We start from the raw sequence: 25,754 nt of genomic DNA on the forward strand, positions 1-25,754 counted from the left end.
CAAGTGAGTAGGGTGAATATTCTGTGATTGAGACGATTTATTGCTCAATAAGTTGAATATCTTGGCGTAATTAACGGATTAACCAGCGTATTTTCTGATTTCATCCACAAAAAGTATGAAGTGAAGTTCACACATATTTACATTTTAAAAATGGAAGTGACTTATTGTGATCTTTGTCCCATTAAAATCTGAAAAAGTTAATCTTTTTAAGGTGTTAATGTAGCCAAAGTGTAGTTTTTAACGCTGAAAGCAAGAAAAAGCCGAGCGGAGGCTCGGCTGTTTTCAGGAAACGGAAGGTGAATCCGAATCATGCACCACGCTGGTTATAATGATTCGTCATAAATGGTTGGGATCGGCTGTCGTTTATGTTGAGTAACTTGATAGATATGAATCAAACGTTCAGCCACATAGCTAGGGACTGGTTTACCTTCTAGAAAATCATCAATTTGTTGATAAGTGAGATTAAGTGCGTCTTCATCGGCTTTTTGTGGAGCTAGCTCTTCTAAATCAGCCGTAGGGACTTTGTTAACTAAGACCTCAGGTGCGCCCAGTGTGGCGGCCAGTAAGCGCACTTGGCGTTTATTGAGACCAAACAGTGGTGCTAAATCACAGGCACCATCACCATATTTGGTGTAAAAGCCAGTAATATTTTCCGCAGAATGGTCGGTTCCCAGTACCAAGCCACCGACATAGCCAGCGATTTCATATTGAGCAATCATACGTGCCCGTGCTTTAACATTGCCTTTGACAAAATCGATTTTGGCTTGATCATTAGGCAATAAGCCAGTGTTGGCGAGTGCTTGATGCGAAGCTGCATGTAAGCCATCGACGCCCGCTTTGATGTTGACCGAGACCGCATGAGTAGGTTGAATAAACGATAAAGCTAACTGAGCTTCTTGCTCATCTTTTTGTTCACCATAAGGTAAGCGAACGGCAATAAATTGGTAAGCTTGCGTTTGTTGTTCTTGATTGAGTTGATCAACGGCGAGCTGTGCAAGGCGGCCACACGTGGTTGAATCGACACCGCCACTGATCCCAAGGACTAACGATTGACAGCCAGACGTTAAAAGTTTGCGTTTAATAAACGTGACGCGTCGTTCAATTTCAAAGTGAGGATCAATGCTAGGTTGTACGCGCATTTCTTGTCGAATGATGTGTTCCATAAGATTTCCTTTCTGGCTTGCTAAACCGAGGTGGCTAAGGCTCGCATAATGAGGTGACTTAGGTATATCATACCACAAACATGAAATTAGAAAACCGTGAATACGGGCTGAGTCTTGAATTGAGGAAACGATGCAAAAAGTGGCCGTCTTTGGTAGTGCGTTTAATCCACCGTCACTAGGGCATAAACATGTCCTTGAGTCGCTGAGCCATTTTGATCGCGTATTATTGATCCCCAGCATTAGCCATGCTTGGGGTAAAACCATGCTGGATTACACACTACGCTGTCGTTTAGTCGACGCTTTTATTAAAGACTTGGCTACCAGCCATATCGAGTTGTTGGCGATAGAGCAAGTGTTATGGCAACCGGATCAGAGCGTGACAACCTATGCTCTGTTGACGCATTTACAAAGCCAATGGCCTGATGCTGAACTGACATTTGTGATTGGTCCCGATAACTTCTTTCGTTTCCACGAGTTTTATCGAGCAGAAGAGATTGTGCGGCATTGGTCGGTGATGGTCTGCCCAGAAAAAGTGAACATTCGTAGTACCGATATTCGTCAGGCTATCGCCGCGAAGGAAAATATCCAAGGTTTAACCACTCCGAGTGTTGCCGCGCTCCTTGAACAACTTCAGGTTTATCGCTAATCCTATGCAAAACATCCAAAGAGTCATCGCTAAATGATGCAGCCGATAGTGTGGGGATGGTTGATGTTATCCAGCTCGGTCATGGACTGTTCGCCTTATGATGGCGTTGAGCCATCTTTATCAATCCGTTCGGTTATTTTTAGCCATCAAACGGTATGTGATGAATGGCGAGAGGCTAATTATACTGGGCTGACTTTGTCGGCGAATCGTTCAGAGAAACCGGATGATTATTGGACTGGATGGCTTACAGGCAGTGTGTTCAAGGCTGATCCAATGGTCAGTTCTAATTATCAGCAAGGTTATTTTGGTGTCAGTGTCTGGATGCCGGATGAGCTTGCTGAGCAAGAAGCGGAAATGACTTTAGAAGAATGGTTAAAAAATCACGGTGTCGCGCTTAGCTTGGCTTATGGCGATAAGAGAAACGGTTTACCTCGTTTACGCCTCGACTATCGTTGGCATGAAATGTCACAAACCGATTGGTTTTTACAGCTTGAAATCCCTTTTTAATCCTGAAAAATTAATCAGAAAGCATCAGGGGCGTAATCAATACGCCCCTGATTTATTTGAGTTTGTAGCCAAACAACCTCAAATCGAAAGAACATGGTTTATCAAATTGGTAGTGGCATTGACTGTGATGGGTCTTGCGGCTTGTAGACACGTTTTAAACCCAGTATCGCCAGCATGGACATCAATAACATAATGATCCCTAAAGGAAGCTGGTTGGTAGCAGGAAACAAAGAGGCGGTTAGCGTGGCTAAGCCTGCGCCTAAGTTTTGCATTCCGCCTAATATCGCACCACCAGTGCCAGCATGGTAAGGCAGTGGATTGAGCGCTCCGGTTGTCGCCGCTGGGAACAAAATGCCCGCACCGAGAAAATACACCGTTGCGCCACCAATGAGTGTTAATGCGGTCGTTTGGTCGAATAGACCAGGGATGAGGACAATCATTGAGCCACAAAAAATCGCCATTAGACCGACACGCAACGCTTGTTTTTCACTGTATTTCTGCGCGACGACGCTAGATAACCAAGCGCCAGCTAAGTAACCCGGAATGGGTGTTACAAACAACAAGCTAACGGTCGTCGCTGGCAGAGCTAATACGCCACCAAGTAATACACCAGCAGCCGCTTCAAAGACCGCTAAGCCAGCGAAGGTCGCGACTAAGCAGATTAAGTAACCTTGAAAGCGGTGATCCGACATCACAAACTGATAACTGCGTATCACCGGCTCTTTTCGGCGGTTCGCTTTCGGCAAGGTCTCGACTAAGCTAGTCAGCATCGTAATCAGCACTGCAATCGCAAAGAGCGATAAAAACAGATAGCTAGATCGCCAACCAAATGCCTCAGTTAAGTAACCGCCTAATACCGGCGCAATCAGTGGTGAAAAAATTAAACACATACTAATCAAGCTATTGGCTTGATGAAGTTTACTGCCGGTAAAACAGTCACGGGTGAGTGTACGACACATCGCGCCACCACAACCAATACCAAGCCCTTGAATAAAACTACCGGCTAAAAACCAGTGGTATTGATGAGCAAACAACGCAATCAAAGTCCCGAAAATATAAATGACTAACCCAACAATGATGATCGGTTTTCGGCCCAAGCGGTCAGACAGTGGTCCGTAAACAAACTGTGATAAGCCGTAGGGAATCAAATAACAAGCCATCACTGCTTGTAGTGCTGATGGGGAAACTAAAAACTCCCCAGCCATATGACCAATGGATGGAACATACATTGTTTGTGTCATTTGACCTACCGCCGCTAAAATCGCGATCAAAAAAGTCAATTTGACTAATGGAAATGTTGCAGACATTACGTTCTCCACCTAACAACATTAAAGCGTGAGGATTGATATTAAGTATGAATAAAAATAGCCAGCAAACCTTGGTTTACGGCGCGTGATATTAGTCATCAGTATACGGTTAATCAATCGAAAAATGATAAGATAAGCACGATATAATTCTATACTGATGATTAGATAAACTAATTCGAATGAGTGGGATTACTTTCAATGGCGATGGGATGAAATTTATCAATACCACATCAACGTTGAGGTTTTTTTTAGGCTGGCTATTGCTTTCGGTCTTTGGAGTCTCTACATTATCTAAATGAGAACTAATATCATGTGAGGTGTGTGTGTTAGCGTGGTTAGCAACGGTGTTTCTTCTAGTCGGATTAGGGATTAAATTGGCGGTCTCGTCACGTTGGGTTATTGGTGTGCTCAGTGGATTAACCTTATTATCTTGGTTTGTATGGTTTGATATACGCTTAGTTTGTCTTGGGTTATTTATCGCGGCTCCATTTCTTGTTCGCTTATCTAATCAACATACGGCCACATTATGCTTTTTACTGTGTGTGATGGGTTCCACGCTGGGTAGTTTACTCATTACGTTATTGGCTGTTCACTCAATATAACTTCGTTGGTCGCCTCAATATACTGGGGAGACGCCTCTATGTTTTATCATCAGTGAAATGAGAAATTTACAATAATAACCGCGTGATTACGTGGTTTTTCGTATTCAATATTCATCAAATCCGACCCTAGCTATTGCGAGGAAAAACAGAACTGGTTATAGTTCTCCGCACTCTAATGCGAATGCTTATCAAAATATGTCGCAGTCATTTTAGCCAGTAAGGAATCGTATGAAATCAATAATCAGTTGGGCAGCGTTGGGCTTGTTCACCTCAATATCTGTTCATGCCGCCAATGTGACCATTGAACATCAAATGGGAAAAACCACACTACAACAAAACCCTCAACGTGTGGTGGTCATCGGTGTTGGCCCATTAGATGCTGTTGATTATTTTGGAATTAATCCTGTCGCCGTCTCAAAAGTTGCCGAATTGCCTGATTATTTAGCCAAATACCGAGGCGATGATTACGCTCCGGCGGGTTCGTTGTTTGAGCCTGATTTTGAACGTATTTTTATGCAAAAACCGGATCTGATCATTACTGGTCCGCGCGCGGCACGAACGGCTTATGATGAACTGAATAAAATCGCCCCGACTGTAGTATTTGCGGTGGATGATAACCAACCGTATTGGCAGAGCACTCAAGCTCAGTGGCGCAATTTAGGTAAAATTTTTGCTATTGAAGATAAAGTTGAAGAAAAAATCGCTCAGTTAGATAAAAAGTTTTCTGAGGTGAAGGCCTACAATCAGCAGCATCAAGCTCAAGCAATGACGGTAATGAGCTCTGGTGGCAATATTACCACCTTTGGCGCTAATTCCCGTTTTGCAGCCATTTATAAAGATTTTGGCTTCAGCGAAGCCGCACAGGTTAAGCAAACGGCTAACCATGGTAATTTAGTCTCTTACGAATACATTCGTCAAAACAACCCTCAAACGCTGTTTATTATCGATCGAGATAAATTAGTCAACAAAGGACAAAGCCACACGCGTGAAGAGTTTGAAAATCCGTTGATTAAAGCGACGGACGCTTATAAGCAAGATCGTATGGTATTTTTAGATTTGAATGCTTGGTACTTGTCGATTGCTGGTGTGACCGCGACTGAGCAGATGTTAAGTGATATGCAAGTTAGCCTTCATTAATCCTATCGGTTTTCTGTGTGAGGCTGCTGCCTTGTTAATGCTCAATAATCGTCATTAGCCAGCGGTTTCACATGGTTTACATTAGGTCACTAGCAGACTTGATTGACACTCTGAGTCTGTTAGCGCTCTTAGATAGCTATCATCAACCAATTGTTATTGAAGTTTATCGATTAACGAAACTGGTTTTCTCTAATCATCATAAGATTGATGCTCTAGGCTCTGCTTACCATCTTGCTAGATTTGATTTCGTTTTTGTTGTTATTTGAGGTTAACTTTGAAAAAGTTATTACTCGTACTCCTACTGCTCAGTTTGTGTTCCTTATTTGTTGGCGTCGGGCAACTGTCCTTTTCTGCGTTGGTGCAGGGGGATGAAGTGGCTTGGCAATTGTTGCTGACGAGTCGTATTCCCCGTTTATTAGCGGTACTTTTAGCTGGTGGTGGGTTAAGCATTGCTGGGCTTATCATGCAGCAGATTAGTCAAAACCGTTTTGCGGCGCCTTCGACCTCTGGCACGATAGAATGTGCGATGCTTGGCTATGTGCTGAGTTTGGTATTGTTTGGTCATGGCGACAGTTTATTGCTGATTTTCTCTACGGCGATGATTGGTACACTGATTTTTGTCCAATTTATTCAGCGTATTCAGTTTAAAAACGTGGTGTTTGTGCCGTTGATCGGGATTATTTTTGGCAGTGTTGTGCAATCAGCAGCAACGTTTATCGCTTATCGTTATGACGCTTTACAAAACTTATCGGGTTGGGCAGTGGCTAATTTTGCCAACTTACTGAGTGGTGACTTTGAACTGCTCTACATTGCAATTCCTGTCGCGATATTGAGTTATTTATACGCTGCAAGAATATCCGCGGTAGGAATGGGTAAAGATTTTGCTATCAATCTCGGTCTCAATTATCAACAAGTGCTCACCCTTGGCGTCTGTTTGGTCTCGATTATGGCGGCATCGGTGGTGATGATTGTTGGCCAATTACCTTTTCTAGGCTTGATTGTGCCTAATTTAGTCAGCTATTTTTATGGCGATAATCTGCGTAAAAATATTCCACGCACGGCGTTGTTTGGTGCATCTCTCGTACTGGTTTGCGACATTGTTAGTCGCGTGCTGATCTTCCCTTATGAAATACCAATTTCGATGATCATCAGTATTATTGGCGGCATTGCGTTTATCGTATTGATTTTGAGAGGACCTCAGCATGCAAGATAAACATAAAACGTTATTGATGCTGGTTTTGGCACTCGGTTTTGCGGTGCTATTTATTGGCGTCGGTCTTAATGCGGATAATTATCAGTATTTCTTGTCGCGTCGTATCCCGAAAGTGCTAGCGATTGTGGTAGCCGCTATCGCCATCGCTCAATCCTCCTTAGCTTTTCAAACCATTACCCATAATAGAATTTTGACACCGAGTATCATGGGTTTTGATGCCTTGTATCTTTTAGTTCAAGTTCTGGTTGTGGCTACATTAGGTAGTTTTAGTGTCATCATGTTGAACACTTACCTAAATTTTTCGTTATCGGTTCTGGCTATGCTGCTGTTTTCGAGCTTGCTGTTTACTTTTTATTTTCGTCGTCAGCGTAATAACATCATCGTTTTGCTATTACTTGGCGTGATTTTAGGTCAGCTATTTTCCAACTTTTCATCCTTTTTTATTATGTTGATGGATCCTAATGACTTTGCAGCAGTCCAGGCGAAAATGTTTGCTAGTTTCAATAATGTTAACGTGAAACTGGTTTATGCCGTATCACCGCTATTACTCGTGGTGAGTTATTTACTGTTCCGTATGCATCGTACACTCGATGTTTTTTGGCTCGATAATGATAATGCGGTTAGCCTCGGTGTTGATGTTAAGCGCACCACGCGTGATGTGATGTTGCTGAGTGCGGTGTTGGTCTCAATTTCGACAGCTTTGGTTGGACCGGTAATGTTTTTTGGTTTGCTGGTGACCAATTTAACTCGTGAATGGCTACGTTCTTATCAACATCGTGTGTTACTTATGGCTTGCTCTGCGATGTCGGTCGTTGCTCTTTTAGGCGGGCAGTGGATAGTAGAAAACGTATTTTCATTTGGTACCACCTTGAGTGTGATCATCAACTTCATTGGTGGGATTTATTTCCTCTCTCTTCTCTTGCGTAATAAAGTGGTGTAGCCCGTTATGATTCAATTAGACAAACTGACCAAGTATTTCGGCTCTCAAGCTGTGGTTCATCAAGCGAGCGCGCAATTTTCGAAAGGCCAGGTGACCTCAATTATTGGCCCGAATGGGGCAGGCAAGAGCACTTTGTTATCAATGGCAAGCCGCTTAATGTCACGTGATGAAGGTAAGGTTTGGATTGAAAGCCGTGAATTGGTGGATTGGGATACCAAAAGCCTCGCCAAAAAACTGTCCGTTTTACGTCAAGCCAACAATCTGACCATGCGCTTTACCGTACGTGAGTTAATCGCTTTTGGGCGTTTTCCACATTCTCAAGGTAAGCTCACGGTAGAGGATAACGCTATTATTGATCAAGCGATTGCTTATCTTGATATAAAAAGCATGGAACATAAGTACCTTGATGAATTGAGTGGTGGTCAACGTCAACTGGCGTTTATTGCGATGGTCATGGCCCAAGATACCGATTGTGTTTTTTTGGATGAACCGCTAAATAATTTAGATATTAAACACTCACTGCAGATTATGGAAACGATCCGCCGTCTGGCGCATGATCTAAACAAAGCGGTCGTGGTGGTTATTCACGATATCAATTTTGCTTCTTGCTATTCCGACCGGATTATTGCCCTAAAAAAGGGAATAGTAGTGGCCAGTGGTTCGGTGGAAGAGGTGATTCAAGCTTCAGTATTAGAAGACATTTACGAAACGCCTTTTCGAGTCTTAGAGCTGGAAGGGAAGAGAATGTGTCTTTACCACACTGCATAAGGTGGTGGCCTTATCAAGACCAATAAGGGCAGAGAAATATTTCTCGCTAGAAAAGAATAGATTATTTGTTACAGATCAATAAAAGAAGCGGCTTAACTGAGCAAAACAACAAAACAAAAGTTGAAAGATTCAAAAATTATTGAATAATGGGTGGCACGAAAAAAGAGAAGCGCACGCTTCAAACTCATAGTCGAATACAGGATACTCCCCATGTCGAACTCGTATGTGTTGGTTATTAACTCTGGTAGCTCATCACTGAAATTTGCGGTTATTGATTCTAATACGGGTGATGCCGTATTGAGTGGTCTCGGTGAATGCTTTGGGCTGGATGATGCTCGAATGAGCTGGAAATGTAACGGAGAAAAAGCCAGTTGCACCATTCAAGGTGAAAATAACCACCATCAGTTAGCGGTAGAAAAACTGGTTGAGTTAGTCAAAACTTACGGTCTTATCGATGAGGTGGTGGCGATAGGGCACCGCGTCGTTCATGGCGGCGAAAAGTTCACAAAAACCGTTAAGTTAGATGAGAAAATCGTACAAGAAGTCGAAGCGTTGAGTGATTTAGCTCCGCTGCATAACAAAGCTCATGCAATTGGTATGCGTGCAGCGATGCATGCTTTTCCTGAGCTGCCACAGTTTGCGGTTTTTGATACCGCCTTCCACCAAACGATGCCACCGAAGGCTTACACCGGTGGTATTGCTAAATCGCTTTATACCGAATTTGGTATTCGCCGATATGGTTTTCATGGTACCAGCCATTACTTCGTCAGTCGTGAAGCGGCCAAAATGCTCAATAAGCCCATTGAACAAAGCAGTTTTATCTCTGTTCATTTAGGTAATGGTGCATCCGTTTGTGCGATTAAAGATGGTCAGAGTGTTGATACCAGTATGGGCTTTACTCCCTTATCTGGTTTGATGATGGGCACCCGATGCGGTGACCTTGACCCAGGGATTATCGAATTCTTGTTAAAAAAAGGGTGGACGCAAGAGCAGGTATTTAACTCATTAAATAAAGCGTCTGGTTTCCTTGGTGTGTCCGGTTTAACCAGTGATGCGCGTGGTATCCTTGAAGCCATGGATCAAGGCCACGAAGGTGCGACGTTAGCCTTCCAAGTGTTTACTTACCGCGTGGCTAAATACATCGCTTCTTATCTTGCTGCCCTAGATTCTTTAGATGGAATTATTTTTACCGGTGGTATTGGTGAAAATGCTCTGCCTATCCGCCGTGAAATCTTACGTAATTTAAAAATTCTTGGTTTTGTGGAAGATGAGCAAGGTAATGAGCAGGCTCGTTTTGGTAATGCTGGGAGCATCGCCAGATCAGAACCATTAGGTGCAGTAGCCCTTGTTGTACCTACTAATGAAGAATTTGTAATTGCTCAGCAGTCGATTGAATTGCTGTAATGAATAGTAAAAAAAGATAGTGAAAAGCGAGCTTCGTGCTCGCTTTTTTGCTTCTTCAGTTGGATAGACCATCATTAGGCACGTGAATGACGACACACCTATTGCTCACTACACGACTTCCGCAGTTATTTTTGTTTATCCAAGTTAGCGTTAGCTTGTTATGGGTGATTACATCAGGAATCACAATTATCGAAGTAAATTAAGCCGTCTTTACTTTAATAATACCACTTGACAGAAAAGCACTGATTGATAGTGGCGTTAAGAAAAATAAGCTATCAAAATACAGTGATAAAATTGATCTATACGAAATAAATTATGGATGGCTATATCTATAAGCAACTACTTAATCAGCTTTTTTAACGCGAATCTTGCTTTTATGAACATCGCTTAAATTGAGATTAGCGATGGCTTGTTTGGCTTCTTCGAGGTTCGGCATTTCGACAAAGGCAAAGCCTTTTGATTGACCAGTGATTTGATCCAGTACCAAGTTGCATGCTTTTACTTCACCAAAAGCAGAGAATAAAACGCGGATGTCTTGTTCGGTGGTAGTACGGGATAAATTTCTAACTAACAGTTTCATGAATAATAATCTTATAGGAATTGACGCTATATTGTCTCAGTTTCTCAAGGCGAAACCAAGGAAATCTTTGTGTTAACGATGTTTGTCTCGATGAGAGGTGATAAAAGGCGAGCTATTAAGCTCGCCATTGAATTTTCAAGTTAGTACATTGTTAGGTATCAATACCCACAACGGTTTATTACTCTTCGTAACTATCAATACTTGGACAAGTACAGACCAGATTACGATCGCCATAGACGTTATCGACACGGTTGACGGTTGGCCAGTACTTGGTGGTTTTGCTGTGCTCTGATGGGAAGCAAGCAACTTCGCGAGAGTAAGGATGCGACCATTGTTCAATGGTTAAATCCACTTGTGTATGCGGTGCGTTGACTAGCGGGTTATCTTCTAATGGCCACTCGCCAGTTTGTACTTTATCTATCTCTTGGCGAATAGCGATCATCGCCTCACAGAAACGATCGATTTCAGCTAAGCTTTCGGATTCGGTTGGCTCAACCATCAGTGTACCCGCAACCGGGAACGACATAGTTGGCGCATGGAAGCCATAATCCATTAAGCGCTTAGCGATATCTTCTTCACTGATGCCGCTTTGCTCTTTTAATGGACGAATATCGATAATGCACTCATGGGCTACTCGACCATTATGACCACGATATAAAACAGAGTAGTGCGGACGCAGGCGCTCCATAATATAGTTGGCATTAAGAATCGCCAGCTTGGTTGCTTGCTCTAATCCCGTTGCTCCCATCATGGTGATATAAGCCCACGAAATAGGCAAAATGGAGGCACTGCCTAAATCCGCAGCAGAGACGGCATATTCTGTGCCTTCGATACCGCCTTCAATATGCCCAGGTAAGAACGGAGCTAAATGAGATTTTACTCCAATAGGGCCCATACCTGGACCACCGCCACCGTGTGGAATACAGAAGGTTTTATGTAGGTTAAGGTGCGATACATCTGAACCAATAAAACCGGGAGAGGTGAGGCCAACTTGTGCATTCATATTGGCGCCATCGAGATACACTTGGCCGCCAGCTTGGTGCACCATTTCACACACTTGGCGTACTTGTTCTTCATAGACACCATGAGTCGAAGGATAGGTGATCATAATCGCAGACAGGTTCGCTCGATGTTTATCGATTTTCGCCGCTAGATCAGTCAGATCAACGTTACCATTATTATCGCATTTCACAACCACCACTTTCATCGATAACATGGAAGCGGTTGCTGGGTTAGTGCCGTGAGCCGAACTTGGGATTAAACAGACATCGCGGTGTCCTTCACCACGGCTTTGGTGATAACGCTGAATAGCAATCAGACCCGCGTATTCACCAGATGCGCCAGAGTTTGGTTGCAGTGAAAAGGCGTCATAACCGGTGATTTCGCATAATTTTTGTTTTAGATCTTTGGCTAATGCTGCGTAACCTTGCGCTTGTTCTTTGGGTGCGAAGGGGTGTAATGCGCCAAATTCTGGCCAAGTGACTGGGATCATCTCTGCGGTAGCATTGAGCTTCATCGTACAACTGCCAAGAGGGATCATACCATGCACCAAAGAGAAGTCTTTATTCTCCAGTTTCTTCATATAGCGCAGCATTTGTGTTTCGCTATGATGAGTATTGAATACAGGATGAGTAAGGAAACTTGATTGGCGGCGGCAAGATTCAGGAATCGCGGCTAATTCATTATCAGTAATGGCGGTCGATAAATCGTCAATCGATTCGTTAACGGCAAAAACGTCAAATAGGGCTTTGATGTCTTCAACTGTCGTTGTTTCATCCAAGCTAATACCAAGTTGCTGCGCCGATTTACGTAGATTCATTCCGGCTAGTTGCGCTTGCTGATAAAGTTTTTCTGTTGCCGATCCAGTATTGATGGTTAGGGTGTCAAAGAAGCTATGGTGGGCGAGTTCATAACCGGCTTTGATTAACCCAGCAGCAAGAATGGCTGTGAAGTGATGGGTTCTGCGCGCAATGGTTTTTAAACCTTCAGGACCATGGTACACCGCATAGAAAGCGGCCATGTTCGCCAGAAGTGCTTGAGCGGTACAAATATTTGAGGTGGCTTTTTCACGGCGAATATGCTGTTCACGAGTTTGCATTGCCATGCGCAGCGCTTGATTGCCTTTGGCATCGATAGATACCCCAATCACTCGACCAGGCATAGTACGTTTGTGAGCATCACGAGTTGCCATAAACGCGGCATGAGGACCACCGTATCCCATTGGCACACCAAAACGTTGTGCTGAGCCAATCACAACATCCGCACCCATCTCTCCAGCCGGTTTAAGCAGTACACTGGCCAGTAAATCAGTGGCCACCGTAACCAGCGTTTTATTCTCATGCGCTTGCTCGATGATATTGGTTAAATCACGTACTTCTCCGCGAGTATTTGGGTATTGCAGTAAGGCACCAAACACATCGTGCTGCGCTAAGCTTTCGATGGGAGCCACCTTGACATCAAAGCCCAGAAATCCGGCTCGGGTTTTGATCACTTCAATAGTCTGTGGATGGACATCGTCCGCGACAAAAAAGACGTTACTTTTGCTTTTGCCAGCACGATGACACAGTGCCATGGCTTCTGCGGCGGCGGTTGCTTCATCCAATAATGAAGCGTTTGCGATCTCCATACCCGTTAAGTCGATAATCATCTGTTGATAGTTAAGCAGCGACTCTAAGCGACCTTGAGAGATTTCAGGCTGATATGGAGTATAAGCGGTGTACCACCCCGGGTTTTCAAACACATTGCGCAAAATGACATTAGGAGTAAAGGTGTTGTAGTAACCTTGACCAATAAAAGTACGTTTAATTTGATTTTGTTGAGCAAAGGCTTTCAGCATCGCGAGCATATTGGTTTCACTTTGCGGCTCGCCAATATCAAGGGGGGCCTCTAAACGAATGTTAGCGGGGACGGTTTCCTTAATCAGCGCATCAAGACTTTCAGCCTGAATAGTCGCTAACATAGTCTGTTGATCATCGACGCGTGGTCCATTGTGGCGTGCAATAAATTCATTTTGTGTGCTTAGGCGGTGCAGTAACTCGGTCATTTTCCCTTACCTATAGATAGAGCTGTCGCGTGGCTGACCATCATCTTCAACAACGCCGATCATATAAATAAGCGTTGACAGATAATCGGTATCGACGGGTTATAGTGAATAACGATGATGCTGAAAAAGCTGCCTTGGCTTCTACCATAGTAAGAGGCTTCGACCTATTGTGCGGCAGCTTCTTGGAACAACTAGTCTTCTTCAATCAAAGTGAGATATTCGTCTGCGTCTTTAAGATCATCGAGTTCAGAGGCATCGGACATTTTAATTTTAACAATCCAGCCTGATTCATAAGGTTCTTCATTGATAAGTTCAGGACGCTCGGCGAGATCTTCGTTTACTTCGATAACTATGCCCGATACCGGAGCGTAAATATCAGAAGCTGCTTTGACGGATTCCACCAAGGAAAAATTATCTCCCGCATCATATTCACTTTCGAGCTCAGGTAACTCGACAAACACCACATCACCGAGCATCGCTTGAGCATGCTCTGAAATTCCAATCGTGACGGTACCATCTCCGTTATCACGCACCCATTCATGGCTATCAGTAAACTTCAGTGTTTTATCCATTATTTTTTCTCCAAATTGGTAGCGAACGCTCGCCGAGCGAGTGTGCAATAGTTCAAAAAGAACTTTTGTGTGCTTGCTCACTGAATTGAGCCAATCTGCTCTTTTTGAGGCTATTAAGCGTCATTGAACCAAACGATTGCTTAACTAACATGTTGGTAACATACCCCTTGCTAAATCAACAATCAATGAAAAATTTCCTATAGGAAACAAGCGTGCTATTTTTGTTACTTAAAGCACGCTTTACGCGCGTGTGGCTCTTTTTTATGCATAGAGCTTGATGCACAATGAATGCTCTTGACAGCATAACACCATAGGATAAAAAGCATGACCGAGCCCATTCATGATGAGTATCCATCCATGACATTAGCTAAAGAAGAGCGTGCAGAAAATATTGAGCCGCTTAAATTAGGGCCACGCATCAAGCAAGTGAGGGCGAATTTAGGCATCACCCTAGAAGAGGCGAGTCAGAGAACGGGGCTGGCTCGCTCGACATTGAGTAAAATAGAGAATGAGCAGATTTCTCCGACTTTTCAAGCCATGCAAAAGCTTGCCCACGGTTTGCAAATTGATATGCCACAACTTTTTGATCCACCTAAGAAAATTATCGCTACTGGCCGTCGAGATATTACCCGTAGCGGACTAGGGAAACCACATCCAACGCCTACTTATGAACATGAGCTATTGGCAACACAGTTGACCAATAAAAAAATGATGCCGTTCAAAAGTACCATCCGCGCTCGAGATTTTAGCGATTATCCAGATTGGGTAAGGCACGACGGTGAAGAATTTCTGCTGATTTTGAGCGGTGAGGTACTGTTTTACAGTGAGTTTTATGAGCCGGTGCCCCTTAGCGAGGGCGATAGTGTCTATTATGATGCGACGATGGGGCATATGTTAGTTTCCGTCAGTGAGCAAGATGCTCTGATTTTGTGGGTTACGGCAAAGTAGCGGTTCGATTCGTAGCAGTCATTTTGTTGAAAGCGACGATGAACAGTTTGTGATCTAAGTGTTAATTATTGCAGTATGCAGAGCATGAAACTTGTTCGATGATCAAAATAAGCGCATGCTTGTTTTTCTTGTTTATTATTGGAAACTTAAGCTAAGCACTGGAGCGTGATGAAGACTTTCTGGATACCGCTCGATCAACAGGCTTGATAGGCAATTCGCCACATGGAGAAAACAATGAATCAACAACCCCACTCAAATTCGCTACTGACTACCCCTTTGCATGCTGTACATGTTGAACTAGGCGCAAAAATGGTGTCTTTTGCTGGGTATGATATGCCCGTTCAATACCCTCTAGGTGTAAAAAAAGAGCATTTACATACTCGTCAAGCGGCTGGATTGTTTGATGTTTCACACATGGGGCAATTGCGTTTACATGGTGTGGATGCGGCGGCGGCTTTAGAGCGTTTAGTTCCGGTTGATGTCATTGATTTACCCGTTGGCAAGCAGCGCTATGCGATTTTTACCAACCCACAAGGCGGTATTTTAGATGATTTAATGGTTGCTAACTTAGGTGATCATCTTTTCCTTGTGGTTAATGCGGCCTGTAAAGCGCAGGATATTGCCCATTTAACCGCGCATTTACCTGCTGGTGTAGAATTAGAGGTGTTAGAAGATAGGGCGTTGCTCGCCTTGCAAGGGCCGAAAGCGGCGATGATATTAGCTCAGTGGCAACCCGCTGTTGAGCAGATGCGCTTTATGGATATTCAGAATTTATCGATCAACGGTATTGAATGCATTGTCAGTCGCAGTGGTTACACAGGGGAAGATGGCTTTGAAATTTCTGTTCCGGCTGATCAAGCCGTCGTGTTTGCACAAGCATTAGCGGAGCATCCCGACGTCGAGTGGATAGGTCTTGGTGCTCGTGATTCGCTACGTTTGGAGTGTGGTCTGTGTTTATATGGACATGATTTGGATGAAACCACCACGCCAGTAGAAGCCAGTCTATTATGGGCGATACAACCTGTGCGGCGTATCGGCGGCGAACGTGCCGGAGGGTTTCCCGGCGCTGAAATTATTCTAAAACAGATAGAGAGCAAACAGGTTGCTCGTAAGCGTATAGGGTTAGTGGGGCAAACTAAAGCGCCTGTTCGAGAAGGCACAGAGTTGTTTGATGCTGAAGGTAATAAAGTCGGTATCGTGACTAGTGGCACTGTTGGCCCGACAGCCGAGCAACCCATTTCAATGGGGTATGTTCGAGCGGATCTAGCGGTGATTGGTCATGAGTTGTTTGCTGAAGTCCGTGGTAAAATGCTGCCGATGACGATTGAGAAGATGCCATTCGTCCCACAACGCTATTATCGAGGATAGCGAATTATTGACTTATCTCTTCTCGGTTAATGTTAAGAATAGAGCAGCGCGACCATGCTGCTTTATTCTTTTTCTCTTCGCTCAAACGCCTTAATTTTTCAATGACTCACTCGGTAATTGTTTGCCAATTACCACTAGCCTAATAGTTTTCTTTTCTCTTTCCTTCTTACAATTTACATCGCTAAGTTAGGTTGGAGCAGTTCGCCGATTCTAATTTGATTATTGGCCTCTGTTTGTTGAGGCCGAGGGACCTCCTATTCACTTGCTGCATCAAGTTTTTTTGGGTTGATTCCGTTATCTAGAACTACACTTTAATTAGCTTACTTCGCTAGATACATGAGGTGTTTATGATAAAGAAACCCAGTCAGATGGTTATTTTATGCCTCATGCTATTGATGAGTTCAATGGTTTTTGCTGAGCTGACACCACGTATCGTAAATGGTAAACCGACGACGATTACCACTTATCCTTCATTCGTTAGCTTATTTTATGATCGTATTGAATATGATCGCCGCTACAGTGCGGCGAGTTTTTGTGGTGGGACCTTACTTGACGATCGACACGTCTTGACTGCTGCTCATTGTTTGTTTGACGGAAGAGGATCGTTAGATATTCCATGGTTACTGTTTACGGTAGCAACTCAAGTGGATAATGAATCGGATTTTCCTAATGGTAATATCACCACAGTACGTGGTGAAGCGTTTTTCTATCATCCCAATTACGATGATTCCGTTAACTCATTATGGGCAAACGATATCGCGATCATCCGTTTAGAGCGAGGGCTAAATGGGCAAGGGTTTGTGAATCGACCGACGAGCCAAGCTTATCGGCTCGGATTTAATGGCAGTGATGATGACGAAAATGACGGTATTTTTGAAGCGGTCGGCCACGGTAATACGCGTTCAGGATTTGATGAAGATGACCGATTATTGTTTACGACTATGTATTATGTATCGAATGCTCGTTGTCAGTTAGATATTACGCCATTCGCGTTAGCGTTAAATCCCCATCACCTCTGCTTTAAAGGGGACGGCATTAATCCTGATAGCCGTCTTGCTAATGGGACTTGTCAAGGGGATTCGGGAGGGCCTATCTACTGGAATAATGCGGGTCATTTGGTGCAAGTGGGCATCACAAGCTTTGGTCCTGCAGAATGTGGCGTAGGTTTTCCACAATCACAGGTTACCTCCGTATTTACGGAGATTTATGGTTACCGTGAATGGATAGATCAAGTACTAAATGGACAGCTGACGGCTAACTATCTTGTTACAGAAGAGGCGCGTTTAGCGTTTTTAGCGGGGAGCGGTAGTTCATCGGTTTCACCTGCGCCTATTGCTGCAGACTCAGGAAGTATAGCATCACCGAACGCTTCGGGAGGTGGGGGGATTGATGGCTGGTTCAGCGTCCTACTCTTGCTTTTAGGGTACGCGCGTTATCAGCAAACGAGGAAGTGATACGTTTAGTTGAGTAGGGTATAGCGGCTGGCGGTAGCTAAAGAAAGGGGTTTAGAGAACCAGTAACCTTGTAGATAGTTGACCCCCATTTGGCAAAACTTTTGCTGCATTGCGCTGTTTTCTATCCCTTCAATCACAATATCCATGCCTCTTGAGCGGCATAGCTGAACAATAAATCGTAAATACTCTTCAGAGGCGGTATTAGTCAGTGTTTTCAAAGCCATTGTTCGATCAATTTTGATTTGATTTAGGGGCAAATCAAAGAAGCTATAAATGGAACTTAAGCCAGCGCCAAAATCATCCAGTGACAGTTGAAAACCCATCTTACTGAGTGTATTCAGTTGATTTAAAGCATGTCGGTTGCCGTCCAATATCACGGTTTCGGTCAGCTCAAGTACGATGGATGAAGGGCAGACCCCCGCCGCATCGGCCATCATTTTTATATTGGCAGGGAAATTGCTGTTAAGCAGTTGCAAAACAGACACATTGACGTTTACTCGCGTACTTGAGCCATGTTGAAAATGGTAACGATGAATAAACTGACAAGCTTTTTCAAAGACTTGATAACCTAACTCCGTGATCAGCCCCTTTTTTTCTGCTACAGGGATAAATTCATCTGGATAAATCTCACCAAACTCGGACGATCGCCAACGAACTAAAGCTTCGAAACTGGCGACTTTACCAGTTTGCGCATGAATAATGGGTTGAAATTTAACCGATAAAGAGTGATGACATAAGGCTTCTTTTAAACCGCGTTCAATAAAAAAGTAGCGATCCACCGTATGCTGAGTTTTTCCTGCGTAAATCTCGATTCTTGAGCGACTTTTTTCTCCCGCATACTGACAGGTTTGTGCCGCAATATTGAGAATTTGTACCGCGCTGAGTTGATCTGAAAAATGCGGTAAAACACCAATGTTCATTCGATCACCCAATAGGTGACCTTGCTCTTGAGCGGAGTGAGAGTAACGCTCAAGAATCGATTGGCATAGCTGCGGTAAGTCTTGGTCTGAAATTGGTTGACGTAATAAAATTGCAAAATCGTCGGAACGTACGCGATACAGTGTCGAGTGATGATGGATAAGATTACTCAACGCATTATGCATATGATGCAGGATATGTTGAATGACTTCAGCACTGTACTGATTTAGGTAGGATTTAATGTCTTCAATTTGAATATACATCAGTGTGGCTGGCGATGCAGCACGTTTGGCATCATCGATGTCTCGTAATAGCTTGGTGGTGTTCGGCATCCCGGAAACGACATCATAAAATGCCGCTTGTTGCAGAAAAGACGTCATCTTTTTTTGTTCAGAAATGTCTCGGTGACTGCCGACCATAAACATTTCACCGTTTTCGACTTTAGTTACCGCAGTACCCAGTAACCAGATATAACGACCATCAACGGTTCTTGCGCGATATTCAGAAGTGACTCGACTTTCCTGATTAAGATGACCATCGACTCTTTGTTCTAGTGCCATCCTATCGAGTGGGTGAACCAACGCCATCCAATCTTCTAAAGCAATGGTGGCTGAAAAAAAACCAAATTGCTGATAAAAACTCGGATTATAAAAAGTCATGGTTCCCTGTTGGTCCATATGGAAAATACCTTCACTAAAGATATCAAAGATATGAATCAAACGCTGTTGGTGACGACTGAGAACTGAATGGGTTGGTTCGATAGTGTTTTCTTCTGTCAACAACATGCCAGTACACCTGATCTTAATTGTTATCCGTAACCTACTATAACGTGTCGCTCAGTAGCGCTCAATTAACAATGTGTATTATCAGTCAGTTATAAGTCAAATTTGTGATAATTAAGGAAATCTCGATGCGTCTTCTTGAGTACAAAGTAATGTATGATGAGTCGGTTAGATGAAATTGACCACAGCTAGGTTAATCCCAACTGTGGTCAAAATGATGATGTCTCTTCTATCATCGGTGATTTTTTATTAGCGACGACGCTGTATGAGAGAGATTAACGATCCCAATACGCTTCTTCTAAGCTGTCTTCACGCTCGGGCAGTGAGCGGGATAGGCGAGGTGAGTGCTGCGTTAATACTTCATAGCTGACTCGGTTGGCATACCGACAAATCTGTGAAAGTGATGAATAAGTCAAATAAGGTAACGCATGTTTTGCTGAGTTAGGCACATTATTTTGATGATAGCGGTTAGCGGCCATATCATGCAGTAAAGCGGAAAGCGCACCATCGCCGGCACCATTAGTATTTTTGATTTCTAACGGTCCGCCTAAATAGGGGCCAATATGCGAGTATACTTTTACTGGTTGTTGACAATCTTTTTTACGCATCGCACGGCTAAATTCATAGCGGTTAAACTCAGGAATATTACCGGGCAGCAATGGTAGTTCAGTATCGCGTTTTGCTGAGTCATCGACATAACCTGCCATGTATAATCCAACCGGACCGGCAGTACACAACACTAAATCTACCCAATCTAACGTTTTGTTGGCAGCTAAGAGCGGATCTTTCTCTCCGGTTAAGGCTTCCCCTTCTTCTTCATTCATCGCTAAGACGGTGACATGTTGCTTAAGATACTCTTGCCACCAAGTTTGATTACCTTCGATGACATATTTCGTCCCTAGAGTTAAAACAACAGGGACATGATGCGCTTTTGCTAGTTCAATGGCACGTTGTACCGCTTGTGGCATCGGATCATCAGCTTTGCCGCGCATGAGATATGACGAGACGACTAAAGCCGAGGCGCGAGCAAACACTTCTTCAGGGATACTTTCAGGACGAAGCTGATTCATTTGCCCTTCATTGATCGCGAAGGTTCTTTCGCCGTCTTCTGAAATCAAGGTATAACAACGACCAATTGGACCATCGACCGTTTGTAGATGGTTCAAATTCATCCGCGAAGAGGTTTGACATAAGTATCGATAGGCATAAGAGCTTACTTCGATATTTTTAGACATCACACCAAGTAGTACGGACTTGCTGTCTGCTAATACCGAGTAGTTATGCAGAGTGTTACCTATCGTGTCTCCCGGATATAAATGGGTGATCAGTTTACGCTCAACTAACTCGTCGTAAAGAGCATCGGCTTGACGCTCTTCAAGCACTAAAGAATGCCCTTTGCTTAATTGATATTTGGCTAAAAAAGCATCATCAACTCTGGCTTCAATATCGACAATCGTTTGCCCCACGCCAACTACCGTAGGGTGGCGTAACTTAGGGGTCGGTTGCATTTGGTTTACAAGCGGATCACGAGCGTGAGTGGGGAAGTAGTGTTTCGATTTGCGTTGTCCGGGAAACTTCATATCCAGAGTCATAGGTAAGGAACAGTTTCGCGAATATTATCACAAAAAGATGAAACAATTTATAATATTTGCATTGTTACGAATGCCAATAAGAAGCGAAAGAGCAATCATCTGCACGATGGTTGCTCTTATGGACGATAAAACCATCGCTAAAGTTTATCTATCTCTAAGGCGTCGTATGAGCCACGGGTGGTTGAGTGGATTTGTCACTGTTATAGATGTTGAAACACCTATGAACAATGTTCTACCAGATCAACTAAAAACAGTGGAACAGATAGAGTCTAAGCTTAAAGCGTATGTATTGCCTTATCTCACGCTAGCTTTTAAGTAACGCCTGTTTTGATGTGATCAACCATCTCGATAGTGCACTGAACTGTACTCGGAACAATGTTCTTATCCTAATCTTAAAATAGTAAAGATGGGGTATTTGATTAACAAATAAAAAAGCTTCGAGGAGAACTATGTACTACTCGAAGCTTGATACTTGGAATTTTGACCAACAAAATCAGTCTGCTTTCTCTACAACCATGCCACTTTGCTCTGCAAAGTGAATCAATCGAGTTATACTCCTGAGGCTCCACTGGTTGGTGATGGCTATCACCTCGTCGTTAGGCAACGTAATCAGCGCATCTTCATCGCTGTGGAAACGGCGAATTCTACCTTGAGGGATATCATCCGCTAGGATGGCAATGCGTCGTCTTACTGGCTCGTTAAATGCGTTGAGTACATCATTCAAGCTTTGTGGCTGATGTTTCTCGATCCAGTCCGTGACTAACGCTAGCGCTAGGTGTCGCTTTTTATAGATATGGCCGTTATAGCGATACTCTGAGTAATCTTTTTCGCCTTTTTGAACGCTTGTGCGCTGCTCGGCACGCTTCTCGCGGAACTTTACCTGATACTCTTCTACCTCGGGTACAGGGATGATCTGTTCGGCATTGATCAGTACATCCTCTTTGTAGCGATAGGGCGTGAGGCGCACACAACTGATATCGATGCCTTTGTCACGCAGCCACAAGACAGAAGTGGTGAGTTCTTTACCGAAGTCTGCTGAGGCTAAAACGATCCGAACATCGTTACCAAAGTCATCCAAGCTGTTTTCATCAAGATCGACAAACTCCAGAATGGCTTCGCGGGCGTCAACCTCTTGACCTTCTTTCTTCAGGTACTGGGCATAGTAGTCGCACGCTTTGTCGAACGTCATGGTAGAGATCATTGCAGCATAGCGCAGCGCTTGCAGTTCCATGTGCGCACCGATTTCATCCCGTTTAAGCTCAATGACCACTAAGTTGGCGTTTTTATCGATGGCTAACAGATCAATACGGCGACGGCTGTCTTCCCAATCAGAAAACTCTTCTGATATCACCAAACAATCAGGCGCGATGGCATCAATACAGCCTTTCAGCGCTTCTTGTAAATCGTGCCGTTCTTGCAGCCCTTCGGCTGCAAAAGTGGTCGGTGTCAGTGCGGTGAGGTTTTTATTGGCGATATTGTAAAGGCTCATGGTTATACTGCTTGTTCAACAATTGCATCGGTAAGTTGAAATTGAGTGATTTGGTTTTCTTGAACCTTTTGCTTTAATTGCTCGCATATATCGAAAAAACAACCCACGATATCAATAATTGCTGTTTGAGTTGCAACTGGAGGAAGGCAAATCAATAAGTTCTTAATTTGCTCTCTTGATACATTTTTCATTGAGCTACTGGTGCCGCCAGCTACTTGTGAATAGTAATTTCGAGCAAATTGGGAGTTGTTGAATAAATTAATGTAATGGCTGCTCACTTTATCTGAAAACCGAAAGCGAATTATTTTATCACTCATCATTAGGTGCGTAGGCGAATCGTTAGGTACAATAACTGCTTTTGCTACTAAATCAGCGGTGTTTGCTCGTGAAATAAGGAAATCGCCATCTTGAACCTCAAGGTGTTCTCGTGGTGCAAGAGAGTTTGGTAGTTCTTTGTTTTCCATAGGATTATACTGGTTCCAAGTTACTGCGCTAACTTTAAGAACCCCCCAGTTATCTTCAGATCTGGGTGTGTCCAAACATTTCGGACTCCATCCCGCTTCCGAGCTTAGTTCCAAGTCCCCTAATCGACACCATTCCCACCCACTCGGAAGTTCAAATGGCTTTTCATCTTCAGCAATCGGCGGTAGCGCTTTTTCCTTTTTAATTTTCTTCTCTTTGACTAACTGCGCTTTTTCTTCCGCGATTCTTTTCAGTAACTCAGCAGCAGGTTCATCGCTTGGATCTTGCGGAACCAACTTACCCATCACCGCCAGTTGGAGGATGGTTTGTTTAAGCTGGTCGATACTCGCTTCAGTGGTGAATAAGGTATCGAAATGCTCACTGATTCGCGCCCAGTTTTGCATTAACTCGTCAGCATCGGCGGAGTTGGTGAGTGTGTCCAACAGCGTTGTTACCAGCACTTGGTGTACTTCGATACTGCTTTCGGTTTGTTGCTCTAGCTGGTCGCAGAGCGCCATTAGTTCATCGACTTTGGCGACGATACGGTGTTGCTCTTGAAGCGGAGGCAGAGCAATTACGATGTCATTGATCTGTCCTGTACTTAAATTTGGAATTGCACTACCTAATGATTTTTCTAGATTTTCTGCAATTTTTGTAGTTAATGGAAAAAACAGATAATCCAAATCAATTTGATGCGGGATGAACTTTCCAACCCTCTGATTTAAGTAGAATACTTCATTTGTTGTATTGAAACCTACTTTACCAGTAGTTGCCCCTGACATTGCAATAACCATGTCGCCTCGATTAACTCGGAGCGATGGATCAAGATCCTTGATTACACTAGTATCAACTCGAGACATTGTGTTGGGTGTAAGCTCACCAGCAAATGAAATATCACCAATTTTTACTATACCTACTCCAGAGTCTTGGAAGCTCGAACTCTTGAAAGCAAAGCCATTAACAAATGTTGTTATTAAGCCGATTCGAGTCCACGACCAACCTCTTGGTATATCAAATGTCTTTTCCTGCTCTTTAACGCTTGATAGAGGCTTTGTTTTTTTGATCTTCTTGTCTTTGACCAATTGAGCCTTTTCTTGCGCAATGCGTTCAAGTAACGCTGAAGCTGGCTCATCATTAGCATCTTGAGGAACAAGCTTGCCTCGCACCGCTAACTCTAAGATCAGCTCACGCAGCTTCTTAACACCGTAAAGCTCTAGTTTCTTGCTGCTGCCACGACCAGAGGTCGATCTGGTCTTTACTGCCGAAGTCCAAATATCAATATGCTCGGTGATTAGGTTTTCTACAGCCATTATTGTGCTCCACCTTGCTTTTTACCTTGAATGGTAGAGCTAAGCGCATCACCGAGAATACCTTTCAGTTGGTCACGCAGGGCTTTAATGTCTTGTTGTTGCTGCTGATAGTTCGCCAGTAACTTTTCAGGATCATGGCTGACGACTTCGTCCTGATACGGGTTTTTAATATCAAGGTTAAAGTTGCGCTCGATGATCTCCTCAATCGACACTTTCCAAGCTTGCTTGGTCTCGATGCGGCTAGCGAATCCATCAGCCTCGTTACCCCACCAATCGATCTCTTGCTGGAACTCCTCAAACTTCATTGGTTTGGTTTTGCTGTAGTTCTTCACACCTTCTGGGTAAGGGTGCTCATAGAACCACACTTCTTTAGTCGGCTGGCCTTTGGTAAAGAACAGAATGTTGGTCTTAATACCCGTGTATGGGTTGAATACGCCATTAGGTAAGCGAACAATCGTGTGCAGGTTACACTCTTCCGTCAGCATCTTTTTGATTTTGGTTTTTACGCCTTCACCAAACAAGGTGCCATCAGGCAACACCACACCAGCGCGACCCTCTTTATCCAATACTTCGACAATAAGCTGCAAGAACAAGTCAGCCGTTTCGCGGGTTTGCATTTCGGCAGGGAAGTTCTTTTCAATCCCATCTTCTTCGGTGCCGCCAAACGGTGGGTTAGTCGCAATCACATTGATATTGCTGTCCCAGTTTGAAAGCGGCTTGTTAAGCGTGTTGCCATGCTTGATCTGCACAGGGACTTCGATACCGTGGAGCATCATATTGGTGATACACAGCAAATGTGGCAGTTGTTTCTTCTCCACACCATGAATTTGCTTTTGCAGCGTTTGGTGGTCGGCTGCGCTTGTCACGTAGTTCTCTTTGACGTGATCGAACGAGCAAGCCAGGAATCCCCCCGTGCCGCAGGCGGGATCCATAATCTGATCACCCAGTTTAGGGTCAAGACGATTGACGATAAAGCGAGTCACCGCGCGAGGGGTGTAGAACTCACCTGCATTCCCTGCGCTTTGTAGGTCGCGTAGGATTTGCTCGTAAATATCACCAAACAGGTGGCGTTCTTTAGAGTCAGTAAAGTCGATTTCGTTGAGCTTGTTAATCACTTGGCGCAGCAGTGTGCCATTTTTCATGTAGTTGAAGGCATCACTAAAGGCTTCTTTCACCACGAAACCGCGTGGGTTGGTGTCTTTCGGTGCGGTTAGGTTTTTTAATGTCGGGAATAGGTCATCATTGATGAATTCCAGCAGCTCGTCACCTGTAATGCCTTGATTATCTGCCGCCCAGTTGCGCCATAGGTACTTGGCTGGGATGGGGGCGCGGTAATCATCTAACTCGAACTCTAGCTCTTCCTCTTGAGCATCAAACACTTTAAGGAATAAAAGCCAAGACATTTGGCCTAGACGCTGCGCGTCACCATCAACACCCGCGTCTTTACGCATGATGTCTTGAATAGACTTGATAACTGAACTGATTGACATGGAGTTCTACTACTAACTGACTGAAAAATTGGGGCTGAGTATAGCATTTCTACGTCAAT

The 25,754-nt window shown here is 43.9% G+C and carries 22 protein-coding genes; 12 read left to right on the top strand and 10 right to left on the bottom strand.

From position 1 onward, the window contains the following. Positions 1 to 323 precede the first annotated feature (323 nt). Positions 324 to 1,163 carry an NAD(+) synthase gene (gene nadE / locus BSR11_RS14470; RefSeq protein ID WP_072671039.1) on the bottom strand — a complete coding sequence of 280 codons (840 nt, stop codon included), beginning with the start codon at positions 1,161 to 1,163 and terminating at the stop codon, positions 324 to 326. Between the two features lie 130 nt (positions 1,164 to 1,293). On the opposite strand from nadE, the gene BSR11_RS14475 reads away from it, so the two are divergent. Further along, positions 1,294 to 1,809, top strand: coding sequence for a nicotinate-nicotinamide nucleotide adenylyltransferase (locus BSR11_RS14475; protein ID WP_072671040.1), 516 nt, complete (start codon positions 1,294 to 1,296; stop codon positions 1,807 to 1,809). Between the two features lie 33 nt (positions 1,810 to 1,842). Continuing rightward, positions 1,843 to 2,316 carry a hypothetical protein gene (locus BSR11_RS14480; RefSeq protein WP_083545008.1) on the top strand — a complete coding sequence of 158 codons (474 nt, stop codon included), beginning with the start codon at positions 1,843 to 1,845 and terminating at the stop codon, positions 2,314 to 2,316. 101 nt (positions 2,317 to 2,417) lie between these two features. On the opposite strand, the gene emrD is transcribed toward BSR11_RS14480, so the two are convergent. Further along, positions 2,418 to 3,623: a multidrug efflux MFS transporter EmrD gene (emrD, locus tag BSR11_RS14485; protein ID WP_072671041.1), complete on the bottom strand. Its 1,206-nt coding sequence runs from the start codon at positions 3,621 to 3,623 to the stop codon at positions 2,418 to 2,420. Positions 3,624 to 3,946: 323 nt separating this feature from the next. Here emrD and BSR11_RS14490 point away from each other — a divergent pair, with 323 nt between their 5' ends. The 6 genes from BSR11_RS14490 (at position 3,947) to BSR11_RS14520 (ending at position 9,687) form a co-directional block, all read left to right on the top strand. Further along, positions 3,947 to 4,225, top strand: coding sequence for a hypothetical protein (locus tag BSR11_RS14490; protein ID WP_072671042.1), 279 nt, complete (start codon positions 3,947 to 3,949; stop codon positions 4,223 to 4,225). 228 nt (positions 4,226 to 4,453) lie between these two features. Next, positions 4,454 to 5,362, top strand: coding sequence for a siderophore ABC transporter substrate-binding protein (locus tag BSR11_RS14495; protein WP_072671043.1), 909 nt, complete (start codon positions 4,454 to 4,456; stop codon positions 5,360 to 5,362). 274 nt (positions 5,363 to 5,636) lie between these two features. Continuing rightward, positions 5,637 to 6,575 (top strand): iron chelate uptake ABC transporter permease subunit VctD, encoded by a 939-nt coding sequence (gene vctD / locus BSR11_RS14505; protein WP_072671045.1) that lies wholly within the window; start codon positions 5,637 to 5,639, stop codon positions 6,573 to 6,575. Further along, positions 6,565 to 7,515 (top strand): iron chelate uptake ABC transporter permease subunit VctG, encoded by a 951-nt coding sequence (vctG, locus tag BSR11_RS14510; protein ID WP_072671046.1) that lies wholly within the window; start codon positions 6,565 to 6,567, stop codon positions 7,513 to 7,515. The genes vctD and vctG overlap by 11 nt, the downstream gene beginning before the upstream one ends. 6 nt (positions 7,516 to 7,521) lie before the next feature. Beyond that, entirely contained in the window at positions 7,522 to 8,283 is a 762-nt protein-coding gene (gene vctC, locus BSR11_RS14515; RefSeq protein WP_072671047.1) for an iron chelate ABC transporter ATP-binding protein VctC, read from the top strand. Positions 8,284 to 8,493: 210 nt separating this feature from the next. Next, positions 8,494 to 9,687 (top strand): acetate/propionate family kinase, encoded by a 1,194-nt coding sequence (locus tag BSR11_RS14520; RefSeq protein ID WP_072671048.1) that lies wholly within the window; start codon positions 8,494 to 8,496, stop codon positions 9,685 to 9,687. A gap of 343 nt (positions 9,688 to 10,030) precedes the next feature. On the opposite strand, the gene BSR11_RS14525 is transcribed toward BSR11_RS14520, so the two are convergent. The 3 genes from BSR11_RS14525 to gcvH all read right to left on the bottom strand — a co-directional run bounded on the left by BSR11_RS14525 (position 10,031) and on the right by gcvH (position 13,882). Further along, positions 10,031 to 10,267, bottom strand: a complete 237-nt coding sequence (locus BSR11_RS14525; protein WP_072671049.1) for an RNA recognition motif domain-containing protein — start codon at positions 10,265 to 10,267, stop codon at positions 10,031 to 10,033. A gap of 178 nt (positions 10,268 to 10,445) precedes the next feature. After that, positions 10,446 to 13,310 carry an aminomethyl-transferring glycine dehydrogenase gene (gene gcvP / locus BSR11_RS14530; protein WP_072671050.1) on the bottom strand — a complete coding sequence of 955 codons (2,865 nt, stop codon included), beginning with the start codon at positions 13,308 to 13,310 and terminating at the stop codon, positions 10,446 to 10,448. A gap of 191 nt (positions 13,311 to 13,501) precedes the next feature. Continuing rightward, on the bottom strand, positions 13,502 to 13,882 hold the full coding sequence (gene gcvH, locus BSR11_RS14535) for a glycine cleavage system protein GcvH (RefSeq protein ID WP_072671051.1): 381 nt from the start codon (positions 13,880 to 13,882) through the stop codon (positions 13,502 to 13,504). A 324-nt stretch (positions 13,883 to 14,206) separates the two neighbouring features. Between gcvH and BSR11_RS14540 the strand changes: the two genes are divergently transcribed. The 3 genes from BSR11_RS14540 to BSR11_RS14550 all read left to right on the top strand — a co-directional run bounded on the left by BSR11_RS14540 (position 14,207) and on the right by BSR11_RS14550 (position 17,652). Next, positions 14,207 to 14,830, top strand: coding sequence for a helix-turn-helix domain-containing protein (locus BSR11_RS14540; protein ID WP_072671052.1), 624 nt, complete (start codon positions 14,207 to 14,209; stop codon positions 14,828 to 14,830). 234 nt (positions 14,831 to 15,064) lie between these two features. Continuing rightward, positions 15,065 to 16,198 carry a glycine cleavage system aminomethyltransferase GcvT gene (gene gcvT, locus BSR11_RS14545; RefSeq protein ID WP_072671053.1) on the top strand — a complete coding sequence of 378 codons (1,134 nt, stop codon included), beginning with the start codon at positions 15,065 to 15,067 and terminating at the stop codon, positions 16,196 to 16,198. A 347-nt stretch (positions 16,199 to 16,545) separates the two neighbouring features. Further along, a complete protein-coding gene (locus tag BSR11_RS14550) occupies positions 16,546 to 17,652 on the top strand; it encodes a S1 family peptidase (protein WP_072671054.1) in 1,107 nt (368 codons plus the stop codon). 5 nt (positions 17,653 to 17,657) lie between these two features. On the opposite strand, the gene BSR11_RS14555 is transcribed toward BSR11_RS14550, so the two are convergent. Next, the gene (locus BSR11_RS14555) at positions 17,658 to 19,355 is read right to left on the bottom strand and encodes an EAL domain-containing protein (RefSeq protein WP_072671055.1); all 1,698 of its coding nucleotides are present in this window, start codon (positions 19,353 to 19,355) and stop codon (positions 17,658 to 17,660) included. Between the two features lie 272 nt (positions 19,356 to 19,627). Next, positions 19,628 to 20,932 (bottom strand): inosine/guanosine kinase, encoded by a 1,305-nt coding sequence (locus BSR11_RS14560; RefSeq protein ID WP_072671056.1) that lies wholly within the window; start codon positions 20,930 to 20,932, stop codon positions 19,628 to 19,630. 130 nt (positions 20,933 to 21,062) lie between these two features. Between BSR11_RS14560 and BSR11_RS14565 the strand changes: the two genes are divergently transcribed. Then, the gene (locus tag BSR11_RS14565; protein WP_139299853.1) at positions 21,063 to 21,263 is read left to right on the top strand and encodes a hypothetical protein; all 201 of its coding nucleotides are present in this window, start codon (positions 21,063 to 21,065) and stop codon (positions 21,261 to 21,263) included. Between the two features lie 174 nt (positions 21,264 to 21,437). On the opposite strand, the gene BSR11_RS14570 is transcribed toward BSR11_RS14565, so the two are convergent. From BSR11_RS14570 to BSR11_RS14580, 3 genes are read right to left on the bottom strand one after another with little or no spacing between them, the layout of a single operon-like run. Further along, a complete protein-coding gene (locus BSR11_RS14570) occupies positions 21,438 to 22,433 on the bottom strand; it encodes a PDDEXK family nuclease (RefSeq protein ID WP_072671058.1) in 996 nt (331 codons plus the stop codon). A 2-nt stretch (positions 22,434 to 22,435) separates the two neighbouring features. Beyond that, entirely contained in the window at positions 22,436 to 24,205 is a 1,770-nt protein-coding gene (locus tag BSR11_RS14575) for a restriction endonuclease subunit S (RefSeq protein ID WP_072671059.1), read from the bottom strand. Next, complete coding sequence (locus BSR11_RS14580) at positions 24,205 to 25,695, bottom strand: N-6 DNA methylase (RefSeq protein WP_072671060.1); 1,491 nt, start codon at positions 25,693 to 25,695, stop codon at positions 24,205 to 24,207. The genes BSR11_RS14575 and BSR11_RS14580 overlap by 1 nt, the downstream gene beginning before the upstream one ends. Positions 25,696 to 25,754: the final 59 nt, after the last annotated feature.

Source organism: Vibrio injensis (assembly GCF_001895205.1).
GTDB classification, from domain to species: Bacteria; Pseudomonadota; Gammaproteobacteria; order Enterobacterales; family Vibrionaceae; genus Vibrio; species Vibrio injensis.